This is a genomic window from Chloroflexota bacterium (assembly GCA_018648225.1).
In the GTDB taxonomy this organism is placed as follows: Bacteria; Chloroflexota; Anaerolineae; order Anaerolineales; family UBA11858; genus NIOZ-UU35.
Genome location: JABGRQ010000046.1, coordinates 1 through 21,301, shown reverse-complemented (window position 1 = coordinate 21,301; position 21,301 = coordinate 1). Strand labels below are relative to the sequence as shown.

At 53.5% G+C, this 21,301-nt stretch carries 18 protein-coding genes; 10 read left to right on the top strand and 8 right to left on the bottom strand.

The window, feature by feature from the left end; all coding sequences use genetic code 11:
• Positions 1 to 125: 125 nt before the first annotated feature.
• Positions 126 to 2,642 carry a penicillin acylase family protein gene (locus tag HN413_02525; GenBank protein ID MBT3389262.1) on the top strand — a complete coding sequence of 839 codons (2,517 nt, stop codon included), beginning with the start codon at positions 126 to 128 and terminating at the stop codon, positions 2,640 to 2,642.
• A gap of 88 nt (positions 2,643 to 2,730) precedes the next feature.
• Here the strand turns inward: HN413_02525 and HN413_02520 are convergent, their stop codons facing one another.
• Positions 2,731 to 3,645, bottom strand: a complete 915-nt coding sequence (locus HN413_02520; protein MBT3389261.1) for an EamA family transporter — start codon at positions 3,643 to 3,645, stop codon at positions 2,731 to 2,733.
• Between the two features lie 134 nt (positions 3,646 to 3,779).
• Here HN413_02520 and HN413_02515 point away from each other — a divergent pair, with 134 nt between their 5' ends.
• Together HN413_02515 and HN413_02510 are read left to right on the top strand one after the other, a co-directional pair.
• Positions 3,780 to 4,454, top strand: coding sequence for a response regulator transcription factor (locus HN413_02515; protein ID MBT3389260.1), 675 nt, complete (start codon positions 3,780 to 3,782; stop codon positions 4,452 to 4,454).
• A 259-nt stretch (positions 4,455 to 4,713) separates the two neighbouring features.
• Complete coding sequence (locus HN413_02510; GenBank protein ID MBT3389259.1) at positions 4,714 to 6,078, top strand: HAMP domain-containing protein; 1,365 nt, start codon at positions 4,714 to 4,716, stop codon at positions 6,076 to 6,078.
• 59 nt (positions 6,079 to 6,137) lie between these two features.
• Here HN413_02510 and HN413_02505 read toward each other — a convergent pair whose 3' ends face one another.
• Positions 6,138 to 6,638 carry a Crp/Fnr family transcriptional regulator gene (locus HN413_02505; protein MBT3389258.1) on the bottom strand — a complete coding sequence of 167 codons (501 nt, stop codon included), beginning with the start codon at positions 6,636 to 6,638 and terminating at the stop codon, positions 6,138 to 6,140.
• Positions 6,639 to 6,851: 213 nt separating this feature from the next.
• Here HN413_02505 and HN413_02500 point away from each other — a divergent pair, with 213 nt between their 5' ends.
• The 3 genes from HN413_02500 (at position 6,852) to HN413_02490 (ending at position 11,461) form a co-directional block, all read left to right on the top strand.
• Complete coding sequence (locus tag HN413_02500) at positions 6,852 to 7,742, top strand: hypothetical protein (GenBank protein MBT3389257.1); 891 nt, start codon at positions 6,852 to 6,854, stop codon at positions 7,740 to 7,742.
• A gap of 308 nt (positions 7,743 to 8,050) precedes the next feature.
• Positions 8,051 to 9,415 (top strand): hypothetical protein, encoded by a 1,365-nt coding sequence (locus HN413_02495; GenBank protein ID MBT3389256.1) that lies wholly within the window; start codon positions 8,051 to 8,053, stop codon positions 9,413 to 9,415.
• A gap of 54 nt (positions 9,416 to 9,469) precedes the next feature.
• The gene (locus tag HN413_02490; GenBank protein MBT3389255.1) at positions 9,470 to 11,461 is read left to right on the top strand and encodes an ATP-binding cassette domain-containing protein; all 1,992 of its coding nucleotides are present in this window, start codon (positions 9,470 to 9,472) and stop codon (positions 11,459 to 11,461) included.
• Positions 11,462 to 11,537: 76 nt separating this feature from the next.
• Here the strand turns inward: HN413_02490 and HN413_02485 are convergent, their stop codons facing one another.
• The 5 genes from HN413_02485 to HN413_02465 form a co-directional block, all read right to left on the bottom strand.
• A complete protein-coding gene (locus HN413_02485) occupies positions 11,538 to 12,728 on the bottom strand; it encodes an anaerobic sulfatase maturase (GenBank protein ID MBT3389254.1) in 1,191 nt (396 codons plus the stop codon).
• A 220-nt stretch (positions 12,729 to 12,948) separates the two neighbouring features.
• On the bottom strand, positions 12,949 to 13,617 hold the full coding sequence (locus tag HN413_02480) for a DedA family protein (GenBank protein MBT3389253.1): 669 nt from the start codon (positions 13,615 to 13,617) through the stop codon (positions 12,949 to 12,951).
• 112 nt (positions 13,618 to 13,729) lie between these two features.
• The gene (locus HN413_02475) at positions 13,730 to 14,347 is read right to left on the bottom strand and encodes a peptidylprolyl isomerase (GenBank protein MBT3389252.1); all 618 of its coding nucleotides are present in this window, start codon (positions 14,345 to 14,347) and stop codon (positions 13,730 to 13,732) included.
• Positions 14,348 to 14,692: 345 nt separating this feature from the next.
• Positions 14,693 to 15,016, bottom strand: a complete 324-nt coding sequence (locus HN413_02470; GenBank protein MBT3389251.1) for a hypothetical protein — start codon at positions 15,014 to 15,016, stop codon at positions 14,693 to 14,695.
• 65 nt (positions 15,017 to 15,081) lie between these two features.
• Positions 15,082 to 16,311, bottom strand: a complete 1,230-nt coding sequence (locus HN413_02465) for a hypothetical protein (protein ID MBT3389250.1) — start codon at positions 16,309 to 16,311, stop codon at positions 15,082 to 15,084.
• A gap of 209 nt (positions 16,312 to 16,520) precedes the next feature.
• Here HN413_02465 and HN413_02460 point away from each other — a divergent pair, with 209 nt between their 5' ends.
• The 4 genes from HN413_02460 (at position 16,521) to HN413_02445 (ending at position 20,982) form a co-directional block, all read left to right on the top strand.
• Positions 16,521 to 17,666: a thiolase domain-containing protein gene (locus HN413_02460; GenBank protein ID MBT3389249.1), complete on the top strand. Its 1,146-nt coding sequence runs from the start codon at positions 16,521 to 16,523 to the stop codon at positions 17,664 to 17,666.
• Positions 17,663 to 18,427, top strand: a complete 765-nt coding sequence (locus tag HN413_02455; protein MBT3389248.1) for a family 16 glycosylhydrolase — start codon at positions 17,663 to 17,665, stop codon at positions 18,425 to 18,427. The genes HN413_02460 and HN413_02455 overlap by 4 nt, the downstream gene beginning before the upstream one ends.
• Before the next feature lie 25 nt (positions 18,428 to 18,452).
• Positions 18,453 to 19,223, top strand: a complete 771-nt coding sequence (locus tag HN413_02450) for a GAF domain-containing protein (GenBank protein MBT3389247.1) — start codon at positions 18,453 to 18,455, stop codon at positions 19,221 to 19,223.
• 505 nt (positions 19,224 to 19,728) lie between these two features.
• A complete protein-coding gene (locus HN413_02445) occupies positions 19,729 to 20,982 on the top strand; it encodes an MFS transporter (GenBank protein ID MBT3389246.1) in 1,254 nt (417 codons plus the stop codon).
• A gap of 146 nt (positions 20,983 to 21,128) precedes the next feature.
• Here HN413_02445 and HN413_02440 read toward each other — a convergent pair.
• Positions 21,129 to 21,301 (bottom strand): hypothetical protein (locus HN413_02440; protein MBT3389245.1); only part of this gene is annotated, 173 nt, incomplete at its 5' end.

Sequence of the window (21,301 nt, the reverse complement as noted above, 5' to 3'; positions counted from 1 at the left end):
TATTTTTCCTATTTTTATTTTCACCGCAAAGACACAAAGAAAAATAAAAACTTTCTTCGAGTCTTTGTGTCTTCGTGGTAAGTATTTCGACTTCACATAAATTCATAATAGATTTGGAGAAAATTATGTTGAAAAAAATCGGCAAAATCCTTTTGATCATTCTCGCCGTTCTGGTGGTGCTGGTGACGGCTATTGCCATTATCGGCCCCTCATGGACGCGCAACAAAGCCGAAGAATCCTTCCCCATCATCAACGGAGAGCTGACCGTTGACGGGTTGGAGGCCCCTGTAGATATTTACCGCGATAACGCCGGAATTCCGCACATCTACGCGAGCAGCGAACACGATCTGTTTTTCGCCCAGGGCTATGTCCACGCTCAAGATCGCTTCTGGCAGATGGATTTCTGGCGTCATCAGGGAACGGGTACGCTCTCCGAGATGATGGGTGAATCCACCCTCGATACCGATAAATTCTTGCGCTCGCTGGGCTGGGGGCGCATCGCCGAAGTCGAATACGCCAATATGCCTGCTGAAAAACAAGCCATCTTGCAAGATTATGCCGCCGGGGTAAACGCCTATCTCGCCGATCATAAAGGTACGGCCCTGAGTCTGGAATACGCCTTTTTACCGATCATCAACGCTGATTACGAACCCGACCCCTGGGAGCCGATCCACACCCTGACATGGGCCAAAGCCATGGCCTGGGAGTTGGGTCGCAGCAAATTGAACGGCGAAATCGACTATGCCAAGCTGCTTAAAGACCTGTCGCAAGAGCAAATTGATTTTATTTTCCCCGATTATCCCGAAGACCATCCCTATATTGTCCCAAATCCACATATCACTGGCGCGTCTGCCGCAACCGCACCTGCCAATACAGATATTATCGCCGCACTCTTCCCGGCCCTGCAACAGGCTGGTGAGCGAGTGTCGCTGCTTGGTACTGGCGATTCCAGTGCGATTGGTTCAAATAACTGGGTTATCGCTGGTGAACTCACCGATACCAGAATGCCCCTGCTCGCCAACGATATGCATCTGGGCGTGCAAATGCCTTCGATCTGGTATCTCAACGGGCTGCATTGCGCCCCGGTCAGCGACGATTGCGCCCTTGACGCGGTCGGCTTCTCATTCGCCGGGACTCCGGCCATCGTTGTTGGACACAATGCTCATCACGCCTGGGGCTTCACCAATGTTGGCCCGGATGTTGCCGATCTCTATATCGAGAAGATCAACCCCGAAAACCCGAACCAATATGAATTCCAGGGCGAATGGGTCGATATGGAACTGGTCACCGAGACGATCAACGTCGCCGGGGGCGATCCGGTTGAATTCACCGTGCAAATTACCCGCCACGGCCCGATCATCACCGACACCTACGGCCTGGAAGAATTTCACAACGAAACCGGCGTAGAATTGCCCGAAAACTACGCCCTTTCGCTGCGCTGGGCAGCGCTGGATGCAACCTGCGTGATGTGCGCACTGGTCGATTTCAGCTATGCCGAAAACTGGGGCGAATTCCGTGCCGCGGCCGCTCAATTTGCTGCCCCGGCGCAAAATATCGTCTACGCTGATATTGAAGGTAATATCGGCTACCAGACGCCGGGCAATATTCCCATCCGTGCCGAAGGCCACAGCGGCCTGCACCCCGTACCCGGCTGGACGGGTGATTATGAGTGGGGCGAATATATCGCCTTTGAAGATTTGCCCTTTGCATACAATCCGCCTGAGGGGTATATCGCCACCGCCAATAATGCCGTTGCCGGGCCGGAGTATCCCTATTTAATTGCCAATAAATTCGAGTACGGTTTCCGGGCGCAGCGTATTGTTGAACTGATCGAGGGCGCACCCGGCCCGATTGACGCAGCTTATATCGAAGAAATTCACGCCGACACCACCGATTTACTGGCCCGTGAGTTGTTGCCGATTTTATTAGAACTGCCAGTCAATGAAAATATTGCCGAGTATCACAGACCACTACTTTCCGGTTGGGACTACCGCATGGATATGGATTCTGCTCCCGCACTGATGTACGCCGCATTTTGGAAAAAGGTCATGGCGAAAACCTACCAGGATGACCTGCCCGAATTTTACTGGCCCGAAGGCGGTTCTCGCTGGATGGAAGTCACCCGTCGCCTGTTGAAAGACCCCACCAACGTCTGGTGGGACGACCAAACTACCCCCGAAGTGGAAACGCGTGACGATATTCTGATGCGCGCCTTCGAAGCTGCCGTAGAAGAAGTCAAAGACATCGCCGGAAAAGACCCCGCCGACTGGGCTTGGGGTGACGTACACGGCACAACTTTCGAAAATCAGGTTATGAGCAACTTCCCCTTCATCAGCAATGCCTTCAACCGCGGCCCTTTCCCCACAGCGGGCGGCAACTCCATCGTCAACGCCAACGCCTGGTCTTCACTCGAAGAAGGCTATGGCATTACCTGGCTGGTTTCCGAACGCGCCATCATGGATACCTCCGATTGGCAGGCCTCCACCTGGATCAACACCACCGGGCAATCGGGCCACGCTTATCACCCCCACTATATCGACATGGCCGACCCCTGGCGGCTGGTTAAGTATGTTCCGCAGCACTGGGAACGTGAGTCCGTTGAAGCGGACGCGGAAGGGCATTTGCGATTGACTAATAAATGATGAATGCCAGATAAACGTTAAAAGTTGCACGTTGAAGGTTGAAGGTTGGCAAGTGAACTTTCAACCTTCAATTTTTAACCTTCAACTCTCAACCAACCCCAACGAGAATCAACCCCAGCGACACAATCCCGATGCCTAATAATTTGGGTGTATAACGCGGCTCGCCCTGTATGGTCAGGCCGAGAACTGCCCCAATGGGAATGCTCAACTGCCGGAATGCGGCTACATAACTGACATTGTTCACATACGACATCGCGGCCAGCACCAACCCGTAGGTTGCCATAATCGTCAGCCCCGTAGCCAATCCCAAAACGATTTGCCTGGGGGGTTTCAAAATCTGCCGTAACTGACGACGCTCTGACGGGGAAAGCAGCGTCCCGATCCCCATCATCAACGTTGTGCTGCTAATTTGCAGGGCCATATATAGCAATGTAATCGATTGCACAGATTGTTGAGGCAACAGCCACGCGCGCAACTGCGCCAGGCCATAATCGTCAATCAGGGTGTAGCTTGTTGTGCCAATTGCTGCCACGAAAGCCATGATATAGACGACGCTCAAATATTCGCGCCAGCGCATTCGCTGGAAGCGGGGAAAAGGCAGCATAATGCAACCCACCGTGATGAACAGCATGCCCACCAGACCCAGATTCCCAATCTCGGTTCTGTGTCCCAGCATCAGGCTGAGTCCCGCCACCATCAACACCGGCAGTGAGCGCGCCAGCGGATAGGCCAGCGAGATATCGCCGTTGCGGTAGGCTCCTGCCAATCCCATAAAATAGACCATTTGCGCCAGCCCGGTTGCCAGCACCCCTCCCCAAAACGACAAGGGTAGGATTAACAGCGTTTGGCGATGAAACACCAACACAGGCGACACCACAATTGAAACCATCACCGCGTTCACAAAGAAAAACGCCAACGATGGATTGCGCCGTTTGCTGATAAAGTTCCACAGCGCGTGCATAAAGGCAGAGAGAATAATTAGAACCGCGGCGGTAATGCTCATATAAGATGCCGGTTATACCAGCGCGAAAATGGCATGTCAAGTTGAAAATACGGTTCTTTGGGAATATTCGCCAATTCCTAAAGAACCGAAGATACTCTTAGCGCTTTCTTAGAATTTTGTGCCATAATGTGAGCATGAAAATTCTTGTTGTGGAAGATGAAGCGGGTGTGGCCCAATTTATTGAGCAGGGGCTGCGCGAATCGGGCTATGCCGTGGATGTGGCGCGCGACGGCATGGAAGGTCGTGACTATGCCCTGGCGATTCAATACGATGCGATTGTGCTCGATATTATGCTGCCCCGTATGAATGGGCTGGAAGTATTGCACGAAATCCGTGATCAACGCGTCAAAACTCCGGTGCTGCTGCTCACCGCCCGCGATGGCGTAGACGACCGCGTGCGCGGCCTCGACACTGGGGCTGATGATTATCTGGTCAAACCCTTTGCGTTTTCAGAATTGCTGGCGCGCCTGCGCGCCCTGCTGCGTCGCCCGCCCTTACAGGCAGATACTGTCTTGCGCGCTGCCGATCTCGAAATGGACCTCGCCAAACGCGAAGTACACCGCGCCGATCAACCCATTGAACTCAGCCCGCGCGAGTTTTCACTGCTCGAATTGCTCCTACGGCATCCCAACCAGGCGCTCTCCCGCACACAGATCATCGAGCGCGTCTGGAATTTCGATTTCTACAGCGATACTAATGTTGTGGATGTCTACATCGGCTATCTGCGCCGCAAAATTGACGAACCCTTCGCCCCCCCGCTGATTCAAACTGTGCGCGGGGTAGGCTATAAATTGAACGCAAGCCCCTGAGGGTTTGGCTCATAAGTATTGGTATATTTGCTAACTTTTTTGACGAACAATGGAATGGCTCATATTTGCAAGAAAATTAGTGGACACTTTTAGCCTGTCATTTCGAGCCAGCGGCGAGAAATCCCTGAGAATTAGCGTATATTAATCCCCGCACAGGTGAAAGTTCACGTTTTTTCGCAGGGATTCCTCCCTGCGGTCGGAATGACAGTTGCTGATGGACAAAAAGTGTGTATATTTTTGAACCATCCCGAACACATCTATGAAAATCCTTAAGCTCTCCAAACTACCCATCCGCCTGCGTCTCACGCTCTGGTACGTGCTGCTGATGGCAATTTCTTTTGCTGCCTTCGGCGTAGTTTTATACGCCCGTTTTCAGCATAGTTTGGTTAACACCATCGATGCCTCACTCCAGAATGTTGCCGCGCAAACGCTCGCCACATTCGAAGTGGAGGAAGACCTGCTTGAAAGTGGAAAGCTGCTGCTGGAGCGCACAGACCCGCCGGGAGATGATTTTGCTATCCGGTTGATCTCCGCTGAAAATGAAGTTTGGGATGTGTACGGCGCCGAAGCGGTGGTGTGGACAGCCCTGAACGAGGGTTTTACTACCGAACAGGGCTGGCGCGTGTTCTCCCAGCCCATTATCGATGTGGGCAGCACACCGGTAGGCTGGATTCAGACCGCGCAATCACTGAAAAATGCCAGCGATACGCTGGAAGATTTCCGCAGCCAATTGTACTGGGGAATTCCGCTGATGCTGTTGCTAGCCGGAGTAGGCGGCTATTTTCTGGCCGACCGTGCCTTACACCCCATCGACGAGATCACGCGCACGGCGCACACTATCGAGGCTGGTGATCTCTCACAACGCATCGCCTACGCTGGCCCGCCCGACGAAGTGGGCCGCCTGGCACATACTTTCGATCAGATGCTAGAACGCTTGCAAGCCGCCTTTACCCGCGAGCGGCGTTTTACCGGCGATGCCGCCCACGAGCTGCGCACGCCCCTGACGGCGCTCAAAGGCCAAATTGAGGTCACGCTCGGCAAAGAACGCCAGCCGAAAGAATACCAACGCACGTTGGTCGGACTGGCCGAACAGGTGGATCGCTTGATCCGTTTGAGCAATGCACTGCTCTTTCTCTCGCGCTCGGACCAGGAGAGCGTTTCATGGGAACCCTATTCGCTCAACCTGGGCGATTTGTTACGCGTCATCAGCGAACAAATTGAACCCCTGGCGCAGGAAAAAAATCTACGATTCGAGCGCGATATCCCGGCAATACTGCCGACTTTTGGCGATACCGATCATCTTATTCGTTTGTTTTTAAATTTGCTCGATAATGCGGTTAAATACACCCCCCATGGAGGGCAGATCATACTGCGGGCATACCCGAGTCAAGCCGGGGTACAGGTCACGATTCACAACTCCGGGCCGGGCATCCCCGCCGAGCATCTACCCCACCTATTTGAGCGCTTCTACCGCGTCGAGTCCGACCGATCCAGCCAAAGCGGGGGAACGGGGCTGGGGCTGGCGATTGCCCAAGAAATTGTGCGTCGGCATGGGGGTGAAATCAACGTAAGCAGTGAGCCTCAGCAGGGGGTGATCGTGGTGGTGTATCTCCCTCAATCGTAAAAAAATCTTGACCCGCTGCCCAGGATAGGGTTCATGTTCGGCAACAACTGCCTGAGTAGTTAGAAATTCAGCCCGTCGTACAGCTTTTGCAGTTCACGAGGCTTTCTGTTCCGGGTTATTTCTGAAATTTTATCGTGGGCTTCAACCAGCCGCTGGCTGAGAACAGTGTTCATTTTCACGAGTAACCGGGGTTGCCCCGTGACGAAAACAGCAAAATCATCATTGATGAGTTTGAGTACTTTTGTTGACTGCATCGCGGTAGCAGAAACAGACCAGGGGGCATCGTAAAACAGGGAAATTTCACCAAAATAGCCCCTAGTCCCAACCGTATTCATCGAAACCGACTTGTTGGCATCATCAGTTTCTCGTTCAAGGAGTACTTTTCCAGAGACAACGATAAATAAGGCGCCATCTGCTTCTCCCTGACTAAAAATACGTTCGCCAGCATTATAGAATTTTTCTTCGCAGATATTCGCAAGACTTTGAAATTGCTCTGGCAATAATTCATTGAACGCCGAAACACCGTTCAAAAATTCCACCTTTTCGGAAATCGTTAACATGTGTTTTTTCCTTTCATGAACCTAACAGAATTGTAAGTCCATGATTCGATTATAAACAAGCACAGCCAAACCACAATAGGACTAAGATACTACAAGATATTGAGAAAATTCTTAGTGATTTGTTACTACTTTCTTAGCTCTCTTTTGTAGAATAATTTCAAACTCGAAAACACATGATTGAAAATCAGATATTCATCAAAAGGAGAGTAAGACATGAAAAAATCACTCATTTTCGTCTTATTGGCTGTTTTGCTCACTGCCTGTGGACAAGTTAAAGGGGCCGTCGTTCAAGCCAGCGGCGCTCCCATTGAAGGACTGCCTGGCGGTGAAGAATTTGGTATGACCCGCGAAGAACTCGTCACTAATATCGAGACGGTCGAATCGCAGATTGCGGCCTGTATGCAGGCCGCCGGGTTTGAATATATAGCCGCCGACTACCGCACAGTGCGCCGCGGCATGGTGGCCGATAAATCGCTGCCCGGCATGACCGAGCGGCAATTTATTGCCCAATACGGCTTTGGCATTTCGACACTCTACACTGGCCTGGCCCCGCAACTCTCCGCCGAAACTATCCCTGCAAAAATCGGCCTGGGAGAGCTAAACGTGGCAATTTTCAACAGCCTGGCTCCCACCGACCAGGAAGCCTATAATTTCACTCTTTTCGGCGAGAATATTGATGCCACTTTCGCCGTAGCTCTCGAAATCGAAGATTTCTCCCGCACGAGTGGCTGCACGCGTCAGGCCATCGAGCAGGTTTTCACCGCTGAGCAAATGGCAGCAGGCTACTATAACCCGCTCGACACCATGATCCGCCAAGACCCGCGCATGGCGACCGCCATCACCGAATTTACCGATTGCGTAAACGTTGCCGGATTCGACTACGCCCACCCCGACGACATCGAACCCGATCTGCGCCAACGCCTGGACGAAATTACCGGCGGCCTGCCCGTTGAGGCCCTATCATCCGATGCACTGGCGGCCCTCGAAGAGTTACGCGCCGAAGAAATGGCCCTGGGCATTGTGGCCTTCGACTGCGAGAGCAAAATCATTGACCCCGTTGAAGGCCGCATCGAGCGCGAACTCTACGCCGACCCGCCGAAATAGAACAAGGACTTATGATTGTCTAAAAATAACTTCCGGAAAAATTGGTTCATTCTGTACAAATTGCTGCTTATCTTCCCAAGTCATATTCAGATTGAACCATTTTAGCCAAGAATTTATTCTGGATGTTCACTTAGTTCGATAACAATGAAATTCTTGAGCAAAAAGAAACAAGAAAATCTACCACAAAGACGCGAAGAACAGCTTTTTGGTTTTCTTTATGACTTCGTGTCTTCGTGGTGAATAATTTTTGGCTCTGGCTTATCCGAGTTAGGTCTTCAAATACCTAATCCCTACCCACAAAAAAAAACATGAACCGAAAACAAATCACCACCGCCTTTATCTTACTCGCCGTCGTCATTGCCGCCTCCGCGGGCAGTTGGCTGGCAGGCTCACGCATTCAATCGCCCGCCGAGGCCGCTGCCCGCACCGCGCCGCCCGCCCCCTCGCCAATTCTCGTGCCCATCGAAGAACGCGTCCTCACCGCCGACGTCGTCACCCGCGGCACCGCCCGCTTCGGCCTGCCGCAATCTCTCTCGCTGGCTCCCTCACCACTCAAGGGCGAAATCGGCGTTATCACCACCCTGCCAACCCGCGCCGCTCAACTCAGCGAAGGCGATCTCCTCCTGACGGCCTCCGGGCGGCCGGTTTTCATCCTGCAAGGCGAAACGCCCATTTACCGCGATCTCACACCGGGGATCAATGGAGAAGATGTGCTGCAACTGGAAAGCGGACTCGCCCGCCTGGGCTTTGATCCTGGCCCCGTAGATGGCCTGTTCGACGAGCAGACTGGGCTTGCGGTGGGCGTGTGGTATTCCCAGAGCGGATTCACCCCCTTTGGCCCCACCGCCGAGCAGCTCGCCCAAATCCGCGAGTTGGAAGATGCCCTGGCCGCTGCGACTAATGAGAAACTGACCGCCGAAGAAATCGCCGCCGCCGCGCCCCTGGCGGTAGAAGCCGCCCGCGCCCAGGCCGTAGGCGAACCTGCCACCGTCGCCGCTTATATCATCCAGACCGCGCTCGACGAGCAAGCCGCCGCCGAGCGCGAGGCCCAACGCCTGGGCAAAACCGCTGCGCGCCTCGCCGCCGATCTGGAATCTGCACAGGCCCAAACCGGCCTGCAAGTCCCCGCCGACGAGTTGATCTTCGTCTCGGCGCTGCCCGTGCGGGTTGAGGCCAACGAAGCCGCTATCGGCGACGAAGCCGTCGGCCCGATGGTGCTGGTGACCAACAACCAACTGGCAATCGACTCATCCCTGCCGCTCGAAGAAGCCCCACTGGTCAAGCCCGGCATGGAAGTCGCCATTGACGAACCCGATTTGGGCATCGCCGCCACCGGCCTCGTCGAACGTGTCGCCAACATCCCAGGCACCGAGGGCGTAGACGGCTTTCACGTTTACTTTGAAGTCATCGTAGACGAAACCCCTCTCACCCTGGATGGTTTCTCGCTGCGCCTGACCATCCCGGTCGAATCGACTGGCGGCGCGGTCATTGTGGTGCCGCTCAGCGCCCTGAGCCTGGCCCCGGATGGCTCCTCGCGCGTCCAGGTGCAGGTAAATGGCGCGCTAGAATATATCACCGTCACCCCCGGTCTTTCGGCAGACGGCTTCGTCGAAATCACCCCCGTGGATGGCGAGATTCAGCCTGGCCAGCTTGTCGTGATCGGGTTTGAATAATTCTCAGGTGACAGTCACTTCGTAAGTGATTGTCACCAAATGTGCCTATTATAAATGTCTACTATTCTAGAATTAACCAATATCAGCCGACAATTCGGCAACGGCGCAGTCGTGCAGGCGCTATCCAATATTAACCTGTGCGTAGGTGCGGGCGAATGGCTGGCAATCACCGGGCCTTCTGGGGCAGGGAAATCTACCCTGCTGAAAATTCTCGGCTGCCTCGACCGTCCCAGCGAAGGTCAGTTTCTTTTCGAGGGGGTGGATACCGCCACCCTGAGCGACAACCAGCGCGCCGGTTTGCGTTCCCGTCGCATTGGGTTCGTCTTTCAATCGTTTCATCTACTGCCCTATCGCTCGGTGCTGGAAAACGTCATGCTGGCCGAAGTCTACCGCCAACAGCCGCGCGAGGGTCGCCGCGCGCGTGCGATGGCCGCGCTGGAACGCGTCGGCCTGGGGCATCGGGTCGATTTTCTGCCCCCCAAGCTCTCTGGCGGCGAGCGTCAGCGCGTGGCTATCGCACGCGCGCTGATGGGCAAACCCGGCCTGCTGCTGTGCGACGAACCCACCGGAAACCTGGATTCAAAATCCGCGGCTTCGTTACTCGATCTCTTCGACGAACTCAACCAGCAAGGCCTCACCCTGGTCGTTGTCACCCACGACGAAAACGTCGCCAACCGCGCCGCCCGCCGGGTGCACATCATTGATGGGAAACTCAACAATATGTCATTGCGAGCGCCAGCGAAGCAATCCCCTTCTTCGGATATAGGCGATTGCTCACCTGTACCTGACACTACAGGTGCAAGTGTCGGCGAAAGTGTACCGCCTCGCAATGACACAGCCCCCCGCGCCTCCGGTATCACCCTCAAAGACCTATTCAGCGAGGCAATTGCCGGGATGTTCGCCCGTCCCGGGCGCATGTTCCTCACCATTCTGGGCGTTGTAATCGGGCTGACGGCATTGGTCGCCACTTTGGGTTTATCACGCACCGCCAGCAACCGCATTATCAGCCAGTTCGATGAACTCGCCGCCACGCAGATCACCGTCAATGCCAAATCCACCGTCACGGGCGTGGACCCGCGCGCCATGCCCTGGGATGCACCCGCCCGCCTGGAGCGGCTCAATGGCGTGGTGGCTGTTGGCAATATGAGCGAAGTGGATATCGGCGACGCGCTAGTCAGCGCTTCACCGGTCAAAGACCCCCAGGCCCAAACCGCCTTCAAGATGAGCGTTATCGCGGCTTCGCCGGGGCTGTATCCGTCCGTGCGGGCCGAGATGGCCGCCGGGCGCTTCCCCGATCTGGGCCACTCGCAACGCGCCGACCGGGTGGCTCTGCTGGGACCGATTGCCGCGCAGCGTCTGGGCATCGTCGGGCTGGAGCAATTGCCCGCTATCGCTATTGGCGATCATATTTATCTGGTCGTAGGGATTTTGCAGGATGTCGCCCGTCAGCCAGATTTGCTCGGCGCGGTGATTTTGCCCGAAGGCACGGCTCAGCGTGATTTTGGTCTGGCCGGGCCGGGGATGGTGGTCATCGAAACGCGCATTGGCGCGGCCTCGCTGATTGCGCGTCAGATTCCCCTGGCCTTGCGCCCGGATAATACCACCGTCCTGAAGGTCGAGTATCCCCCCGAACCCGCGCGCGTGCGCGACTCCGTGCAAAACGACCTGAACGTGATGTTCCTGCTGCTCGGCGGCCTATCGCTCATCGTTGGGGCAATCGGCATCGGCAACATCACCCTTGTATCCGTGATCGAGCGCACCGGCGAGATCGGCCTGCGGCGCGCTATCGGTGCCACGCGCACCCATATCGCGGCGCAATTCCTTGTAGAAACTTCGGCGATGGGCATTGTCGGCGGACTGCTGGGAGCCAGCCTGGGCGTGTTCATCGTGGTTGGCGTTTCCGCCATTCAGGTGTGGACGCCGGTATTAGACCCATCCGCTCCCTTTGCTACCCCCATCATCGGCGCACTGATCGGCCTGCTCTCCGGGGCGTACCCGGCCCTGCGCGCCGCCAACCTGGAGCCCGCAGAAGCGTTTCGGAATTAGCGGTCTACAATTGCAAGTTGAAGGTTGAAAATTACAGGTTTGGATTGACGAACTTTCAACCTTCAACCCATAACTTTCAACCCTTTTTCAGCAAATTAATCACTTCTGCCGGATGCCGCCCTTGACGGATGAGGGCGGCCATCGTTTTCATGGGGGTATCAATATGTGTGAAAAAGTGCTTGTAGCCTTCGCACAGATAATTCAGTCCCGGTTCGCCACCCGGCGTACGCAAAATGCGGTTCTTGGGGCAGCCGCCATGACAGGCAAAACGCACCGCGCAATTTTGGCAGTAGCGCGGTAATTTTTCCAACTTATCACGACCAAATTTCGCCAGCTGCGGGGAAGCCACCAACGCTGACAAATCGGTTTCAACCATATTCCCCAACAAAAACTTCGGCTCGACATAATGGTCACAGGCATACACATCGCCGTTGTGCTCTAACGCCAGGGCTGTGCCGCATATCGGGGCAAAAATGCACAGACTTCCCGGATGCCCCAACCACGCCCCCAGCGCCGCATCAAAAATTTGTACATACACACGATCCACATCGCGGCGCACCCACTCGTCGAAAATTACCGTCAAAAATTCGCCATATTGCCGCCCGCCCACCGAACGCTTCGTCACTTTGCGGCCTTGTTGGTAGCCGGTTTCGTTATCTCGCTCCACAATGGGGATGAACTGCATAAACGCTGATTTAACTTCATCTCTGAGAAAATGATACACATCCAGCGGATATTCGACATTCAGGGCATGGATTGTAGTGAGGGTGTTGAACTCGACTTTGTGTTCCTGCAAAAGATGCAGGCCGCACATGACTCGCTCGAAGGTGGGTTGTCCGCCCTTATCTTTACGATAACCGTCGTGGATTTGCCGCGGACCATCGAGACTCAACCCGATGAGGAACTTGTTATCCCCGAAGAATTTGCACCACTCGGCGTTGAGCGTGACCCCGTTGGTTTGCAGTGCGTTATGAATTTTCATCCCAGGCCGGGCATATTTCTTCTGAAAGTGCAGCGCCCGCTCAAAGAATTCCAGGCCCATCAGCGTTGGCTCCCCCCCCTGCCATGAAAATGTCACCTCAGGGACGCGTTGAGACTCAATAAACTGGCGTGTATATTTTTCCAGCACGTCATCCCCCATGCGAAAATCGCTTCCCGGATACAACTTTTCCTTCGACAAAAAATAGCAATAGGCGCAATCCAGATTACAAATTGCGCCACGCGGTTTTGCCATGAGATGAAACACGGGGGGCGGAGAAATATTCATACTTTAATGCTATTTAACCACAAAGGACACGAAGGAACACAAAAATTTTTCTTTGTGTCTCTTTGTGTCCTTTGTGGTTTAGTTTGTGACTACTCAGCCTCGAACAAAAAGAGGCCGAAAAAAGGGGTGTGCGTGGGGGCGTATGCCCCCACGCACACCCCTTTTTTCGGAATTCTCCCTGCGGAGACGTTAGCCTGAGCAGTTACTATAGTTTTTAATACTAATCCGTCACAACTTTGGCTTCGGCTTTCGCCTTGACAGCTTTGCGGGCTTTGAAATACTCCATCACAGGGGGGATAAACGATATAAAGATGATGGCGAAAATCACCAACTCAAAATTTTTCTTCACAAAGGGCAAATTGCCAAAGAAAAAGCCCATAAAGATGAACAGATTGACCCAAATGATGCCGCCAATGATATTGTACGAGATGAACTTGCCATAGCTCATCTTGCCAACACCAGCCACGAAGGGCGCAAAGGTGCGGATAATGGGCACAAAACGCGCCAGAATAATGGTCTTGCCGCCGTGCTTCTCGTAGAATTCATGGGTTTGATCCATATATTCTTTTTTCAGCCAGCGAATATTACCACTAAAGGCGCGCTCGCCGATATAGTGACCGATCCAGTAATTTACAGTATCACCCAGGATGGCGGCAATGCACAACAGGATCACAAGAGTAATCGGGTTGAGCGCGCCGAGGGCGGCAAAACTTCCCGCCGCAAAGAGCAGCGAATCGCCGGGCAAAAAGGGGGTCACCACAAAGCCGGTTTCCATGAAGATAATCAGAAACAGGATCGCATAGGTCCAGGTTCCGTACTGCAAAATGATGGCGCTGAGATGCTCATCGAGATGCAGTATAAAGTCAATCAAAAAGTTAATTATTTCCATATTTTCAATCCTTTATTTAAGATGCGGGCGGGATTATACCGGCTTAACGTTAAAAGTTGAAGGTTGAAAGTGTACGGATAACTTTCAACCTTCAACCTGAAACTTTCAACGTTTAGTTTTCGTCGATCATAATTGTGATGATCTTGTCACCCTCAGGAAGTTCGCCACCCTGTGAAGGATCACGAGGGGTTAGGCTTTCGAGCACATCCATACCTTCGAGCACTTCGCCAAAGATAGTGTAGCCGCCGTTGAGGTGTTCGGCTGCCCCGTAGGTGATGAAGAACTGGCTGCCATTGGTATCCGGGCCAGAATTTGCCATCGCCACCAGGCCAGCGCGATCAAAACTCAGGTCATCACTGATTTCGTTGGCAAAGGCATAGCCAGGGCCGCCCATTCCGGTTCCGGTGGGGTCGCCGCCTTGCGCCATGAAGCCGGGAAGCACGCGGTGGAAAGGAGCATCGTCGAACCAGCCTTCTTGCGCCAAAAAGACGAAGCTGTTCACCGTCTGCGGAGCCACATCGGGGAAGAGTTCGATTACGATATCGCCGCGTTCGGTCTCTATGGTGGCGGTGTAGGCCTTAAGCGGATCAATCACCGCCGGTGGACATTCGGTGTATTGTCTCTCAGGCAGAGTGTGCAGGTTGAGCGTAGCCTCAACACTGGCAGAATCGAGCGGGCCATTATACGGATTGTCATTGATCACAAAAAATGGCGTGCCGGGCAAGCCCATCTGTTGGCCGAGTTGCCAGGTATTTTCGGCGAAGGCCACAATTTCTTGGCTAGTCAGATCAACTTCAAATTGGTCTGCATCCAGCCCAAGGGATTCGGTGTTTTCGATCAGATAAGCCTGAAATTCTGCAACACTGAGTTCACTCCATTCGGGGGCATTTGCGTACAGGAATTCGTGCATCTCCCAGAATTTATCTTGCAGGCCAGCCGCTTCAGCCGCTTGTGCGGCGAGCAGGGCTTTATCGTGGATGGAGGCCAACGGGAAATGACGGTAAATAATACGAACATCTTCGGGAAAGTCAACTTTGAGTTGCGCCAACACGGGCGCAATTTCGGCACAGTATGGTCATTGGAAATCGCCGTACTCAACAATGGTAAGGGCGGCGGTTTCAGGGCCATAGACCCAGTCTCTCTCGGTGACACCGAAGAGTTGAGCGTATTCTTCGGGTGCATCCAGCGCGGCGCTGACCAGGGTACATACGCTGGTAAATTCTCCGGGAACGGATTCTGCTGCGGCTTCAGTGGCTACAGGCTCTACGATGGATTCCACTTTGGATGCAGCATCCGCCACGGCAACAGGAGCCTCTTCGAGCGAGGCTTGAGTCTCCCCGCTGCAGGCGGCCAGCATCAGTGGCAATATCAATAAGGGTACGAGTAATTTTTTGAGCATAGTTTCTCCTTTTTGCTCTCACCCTAACCCGCTCCCAGTGGGAGCGGGTTAGGGTGAGTTTTTTTTTAGTCTACTAACATTTCCAACTGTTCAAAACTCCAAATCCATGAAATACGAAAAAGGAAGTCGTTGAGCGAATTGCTTTGGGCGCGCAACTGGCGCACAGTATCGCCGACGGGGTTTTCAGCGGCTCCGGCAGCTCCGCCTGGGAGATCGGCATAAGCTCCGTGGAAGGCAAACCAGGCTTGGTTGAGCTTGCGGATGCTATAGCCATTTTCGAGAAAAATCTGGCGGCGGGCTTCCATATAGGCTTCAGCCGCTTCGATATTGCCCTCAGCGAGCATCGCATCGGCGGTGAGACGGGTTTCGTGCATCTCAGCGCGGTAATCGAATGCGGGAGGGGCTTCACTTTCGGGAGCGCCTGTATCGGTGGGTGCGCTTTCGGATTGCGGCTCTGGCGGGGGCGGCACCCTTTCGGGGTAAAAGCGTTCAATCAATCGGGCGCCAATTTCTTTGCCCGCCAGGCTGGCCGTGGTTTCGTTGATCGTGCGCAATTGATTATCTTTCATATAGCTCAGTCCCAGCGGGCGCAGGGTGAGGTAATTATGCGCCCACTCGTGAGCGACGACTTCAAACATCCAGTTGATATTGGTGGTTTGTTGCACCATCGTCGGGTACATGCCTACGCCGCCAATATTAACCACCACCGTCGAAACATTCAGCGCAGCATCCACCTGTGCTTCCAATGATACTCGTTGATCCACGGTCAGATTCGGATCCAGCGAAATATCTTCATCCTGACGAATGACATCCCGCGGCGAGACGATCAGCGCCAGCGGCAGGGGCGTAACATGATAAAGTACCGGCGGAATCGGCTGCCCGCCAAAACCCAGACCGAGTTCGGCGGTCACGGTGCTGAGTTGGGCTTGCACAATCGCTTCGGCCAGTGGCGCGAGCTGCTGACGTTGTTGATAGAGTTGATCCAACTCACCGCGGGTAAATTGCGCTGCGATTTTGGGATGAATAATCTCTGGGCTGATGTAGTAGGCATCGAGATCACGCTCCAGTTGCTGGATGCGGTCAATCAGCTCAAAGTAATCGATCACGACCTGGTGCTGGTCGGCGGACGAGAGGTAGTTCGCGGCGCCCAAACCGGTCTGAGCCAATTTAATTTGAACTGCATCCAGTGTCCAGGTAATATAGTCAAATTCCGTATGACGGGTAAAAGCGCGCACTTTCTCAGTCTGGTCGCCAACTTCGGGTACACTGCGTACCAAAAGAAAAACGAGTGCCAAGATAAGCAATACAACCCGAAACAAACGCCAAATAGAGCGTAACTTTACCCGCATAACGGGCACGATTGTATCATGCAGAGTTTAGAGATAGATGATAAACTTTTTAAACTCCTCACCCCTCGCCCTCTCCTAAAGAGAGAGGTTGCTAAGCGAATAGATACAAACCCTCTCCCTATGGGAGAGGGACAGGGTGAGGGTAATTCATTCCTATGAGAAGAGTTGCAATTATCGGGATCGGGCAAACCCCGGTCGCGGAACACTGGACAAAATCACTCAAAGAACTGGCCGGGGAGGCGATTCTCGCTGCGTTGGCAGATGCAGCTATGCCCGCCGTGGATGCTTTGTATGTTGGCAATATGCTCTCTGGCCTGCTCGAGCGGCAGGAGCATCTCGGTACCTGGATCGCCGATTGGGTGGGAATGCGCGGCATTGAAGCCTTCAAGGTAGAAGCTGCCTGCGGGTCGGGCGCGGCTGCCTTTCGCATGGGGCTGATGGCTGTGGCCTCAGGCCAGGTCAACAGCGCCGTAGTTATCGGCGCAGAAAAGATGACCGATGCCCTGCCCATAGAAGCTACCGCCGGGCTGGCAACTGCCGCCGATGCCGATTACGAAATTATCCACGGGCTATCGTTCATCAGCCTGAATGCGCTTATCATGCGCCGCTATATGCACGAATATGGCTGGCAGCACGCCGATTTTGCTCCCTTTTCGATCAACGCCCATGCCAATGCGCTGCACAACCCCAATGCCCGCTTGCATATCCCCTTGAACCACGAAAAATATCTCGAGGCGCGCATGGTTTCCGATCCTATCAATCTGATGGATTCATCCGCGATTGGCGACGGAGCCGCAGCCGTTGTGCTTATGCCTGTCGAAATGGCTCCACACACTGCTATCCGCGTGATTGGCTCCGGGGCGGCCACCGATACACTCGCCATTCACGATCGACGCGATGCGTTGTGGCTCACTGCCGCCGAAAAATCATCCCGGCAGGCCTACACACAGGCTGGTATCGGCCCCAACGAGATTGACCTGTTCGAATTGCACGATGCTTTTTCAATTATGTCCGCCCTGTCGCTGGAGGCTTGCGGTTTTGCCGAGCGCGGACAAGGCCCCCGCCTGGGGCTGGAAGGCGAAATCGTCATCGGGGGGCGTATCCCCATTACCACCCGCGGCGGATTGAAAGCCCGCGGCCATCCTGTTGGCGCTACCGGCATATACCAGATCGTTGAGGTTGTCGAGCAATTGCGCGGTCAGGCGGCTGGCTCACAGGTGCAGGATGCTAAAATCGGCATGGCGCAGAATATCGGCGGCAGTGGAGCGACGATTTTGACACATATTTTTGAAGTAGCGTGAATCTGATTCCCTCCCTCACCCCCGACAGTAGCCTGACTCCCTCGGGAGTTGGCGCGTGGAAACTCAAACTCCCTCCTGGCCCTGCGGGAAGCTATCGTCTGGCGCAGCTCGATGATTATAGTGCCCTCACACGCAAAAACTTCCCCTGGCAGCCGCCGCTACAAATGCGCCTGCGCGCAAAAGTCTCCGATCTGAAAATCCCTGGCACCTGGGGGTTCGGCTTCTGGAATGACCCCTTTAGCCTGTCTTTTGGTTTTGGCGGTGGACAAAGGCGTTTGCCTGCACTCCCCAACGCGGCCTGGTTCTTCTACGCTTCGGCGCAGAACTATCTCTCCCTGCGCGACGACCTGCCCGCACAAGGATTATTAGCCGCTACCTTCCGCTCTCCGCACTGGCCCGCAGCACTGTTGGGGCTGGGGCTTCCGGCGTTACCATTCCTGGCGCTCACCCCCACGGCTCGGTTATTGCGCAAACTGGCAAGCCGCCTCATCCATCAGGATGCTGCCCGTCTCCCTCTGGATACAACCCAATGGCACAGTTACGGCATTCATTGGCATACAGAGTTCATCCAGTTCTTTGTGGATGATATTGTGATCTTCGAAACACCGGTGGTGCCCCAAGCCCCACTGGGATTCGTCTTGTGGATCGATAATCAATATGCGGCTTTTCCACCGCATGGGAAATTATCTTATGGTACACTAACATTCAATAAGAGTTCCCGGCTCGACATCCACGATTTAGCAATCTACCCCACAAAATAACCAGTTCGCTTGAAAGTAACAAAATATGGCTGCCACTTCGGATTTCGCCAAGAACAAGGGGCATCTAAGTTCCCTGATGAGGCTTTTTCAGGAATTGGAGCGAGCGCGCAGCCATCAGGATGTAGCGAATGCCCTGTTACGCGAAATACAAACTCAGTTTGGCTATAATAATGTCTGGATTTATGTGCTGAGCGAAGAAAGGGAATACGCTCAACTTCTGACTTGCGCCGGGAAAAAAGCCGAAGAATTTGGTTCACGGGTAAGTGAGTTCAAAATAGCTGGCGATGCCTGGAATGAGGAGATTACACAAGGCGATCATATCTGCATTGCCGAAGATGCACGCACAGATCCCCGCACGAACAAAGACATCGTTTCCGCTTTAGGAAATCGGACCATCATCAATGTGCCAGTATATTTGGAACATCAGCGTCTAGGCGCCATCGCAACGGGGACATTTGGGGAAGAAGGGGTGCGGGTTCCAACACAGGCAGAAATTGAATATTTAGAAACCATGGCGCGGCATGTGGCGGTTGTAGTTGACCGAATTCAATTCCTGGAAGAGCGCGAACGTGTTGAGCTTGAACTACGTCAATATCAGGAACATCTGAAGCTATTAGTTCGAGAGCGTACCGAAGAACTTCAAAAACTGGTCAATATGATGGCTGGGCGCGAAGTTCGGATGGCTGAGTTAAAAAAGACGGTAAAGAAATTACGCTCACAACTGATCAAGGCGGGACTCTCTCCGGTGGCAGATGATCCCCTCAAAGAGCAAGAAAAAAAGAGTACCTTTTTGTGAGTTTGTTTTTTTAAAGATAGTATCCCCAAATAATAATTAATAGTTAAAATAGTCGTCTTAGTAGGGGCTGGGGATATGTGGATAAGTTTTTAGTGGGTCGGGAATTACGCCATATATACCATAAAATTAATTGACCGTCCGATATCCGGGGGAAATGCCAGTCAATTTTCTCCCCAACGGTGATGGGGAGAAAACGCGAACAACCGCAATAGATTTTAGCGAGAATCAGGCTTTCTGTAGATATGGTTTCCTAAAAATAGTCCCACCCAGATATGGGGGTTCGCTATCAATCCTGCTACACATAGTTAGAACGAGTTTTCAACATAAAAGACCACTTCTCCACAGTTTTTTGCGAGTTATCCACAGCTTTGGGGGGTAAATACGATCTGCGCTTGAAATACATCCCCCCATATCTGGCAGAATATGTTCTCAATATAGCGCGTTTTTGCCTTTACCGCGTAATTTATTTGACTCCTCCGAAGGCGGGAGTATAATCTCCAATTCTATGATGATATTTGAAAAACTTCGCAACGCACTGGGTGCATATATTGACCGTGTGCGTTTATTTCGACCCAATGCACGCTTGTTTTTGCTGAATGTGATCCTCACTGGCATTTCGATGGGCGTGTTCCGATTGCTGTTCAATTTTTATGTGCTCAGCCTGGGTTTTGATGAGTCGTTGGTTGGGCGTTTGATCAGTGTTTCGAGTACCACCGCTTTGCTTTCTGCGCTGCCCATGGGTTATCTGGCTGATATTTTTGGGCGTAAATACTCGCTGGTTTTGGGTGGTTTGTTAACGGCTTTTTCAGTGGCGGGGGTTGTTATCTGGCCGACGGAGCCTTCGTTATACGCCATGAATATCTTTTCCGGGCTGGGGCAGGGGTTGTGGGGAATCACCATGTCGCCGTTTTTAATGGAAAATAGCGGCGAGCAGGAGCGCACCTATTTATTCAGTTTTAGCCAGGGTTTGCAGATGCTTTCGGCATTTTTTGGCAATGCCATCGGCGGCTATCTGCCAGGGTTGTTGGGGCGCCAATTGGGTGCAGCCGCGACCAGCAGCGCGGCCTATGGCTGGTCTTTGCTGGTCGTGGCAGCCACTTTTGCATTGGGGATTGCGCCGTTATTTTTGCTGCGCCGTCAGCGTTTGGAGAGCGATCAGCGTTCGGTCTTTGCACCGATAAAATACGCTGTAGAGAATCCGGCATTGCTGGGCAAGCTGATTATGCCTTTGCTGATCACCTCAATTGGGGCTGGATTGGTGATGCCGTTTATGAATGTTTTCTATCGGGTGGTGCACCATCAGCCCGACCCGGTGATTGGCAATCTTTTCGCCTGGGGATCGCTGGCGATGGGCGTTGGCTTGTTGATTGCGCCGCCGCTGGCCGATCGTTTTGGCAAAATTCCTGTTGTGGTGGTCACGCAAGGCTTGTCGGTGCCTCTTTTGGCGCTGCTTGGCTTTTCTCCGTGGTTCTGGGTCAGCGCAGGAGCTTATTATTTCCGTTTAGCGTTGATGAATATGAGCACCCCGGTTTATCAGACCTTTGTAATGGAGCGCGTCGATGCCTCCGCCCGCGGCACAGTAGCCAGCCTTTCGAGCATGGCCTGGAGTTTTGGTTGGGCGCTCAGTCCGGCGCTTAGTGGCTATTTACAGGTGCATTACGGCTTCGGCCCGGCCTTCGCCATCACCATTACACTGTATACGATTGCTATCAGTATGTACTGGGCGTTTTTCTGGCGCAAGCAACCGATGGCAGAATAATCGCCAAGGCTTACGCAAAATGATGAAAAATATACCGAAAATAGGGGTGTGTAGGGCGCGGAGCACCCCACACACCCCTATTTTCGGGCTTTCTTTTGCGAAAGTGTGTAAGTCCTGATCACGTTAAAATAATTCGACTCCCCTACTTACAATAAATCCATCTTCGGTCGATACTGCAGCGCCTCGGCCAGATTTGTAGTCTGGATATTCGCTTCTCCGGCCAGATCAGCAATCGTGCGCGCCAGCTTGAGTACGCGATGATAAGCGCGCGCCGAAAGCTGTAATTGCTGCATGGCCGTTTTCAGCAGCGCGCTGCCTG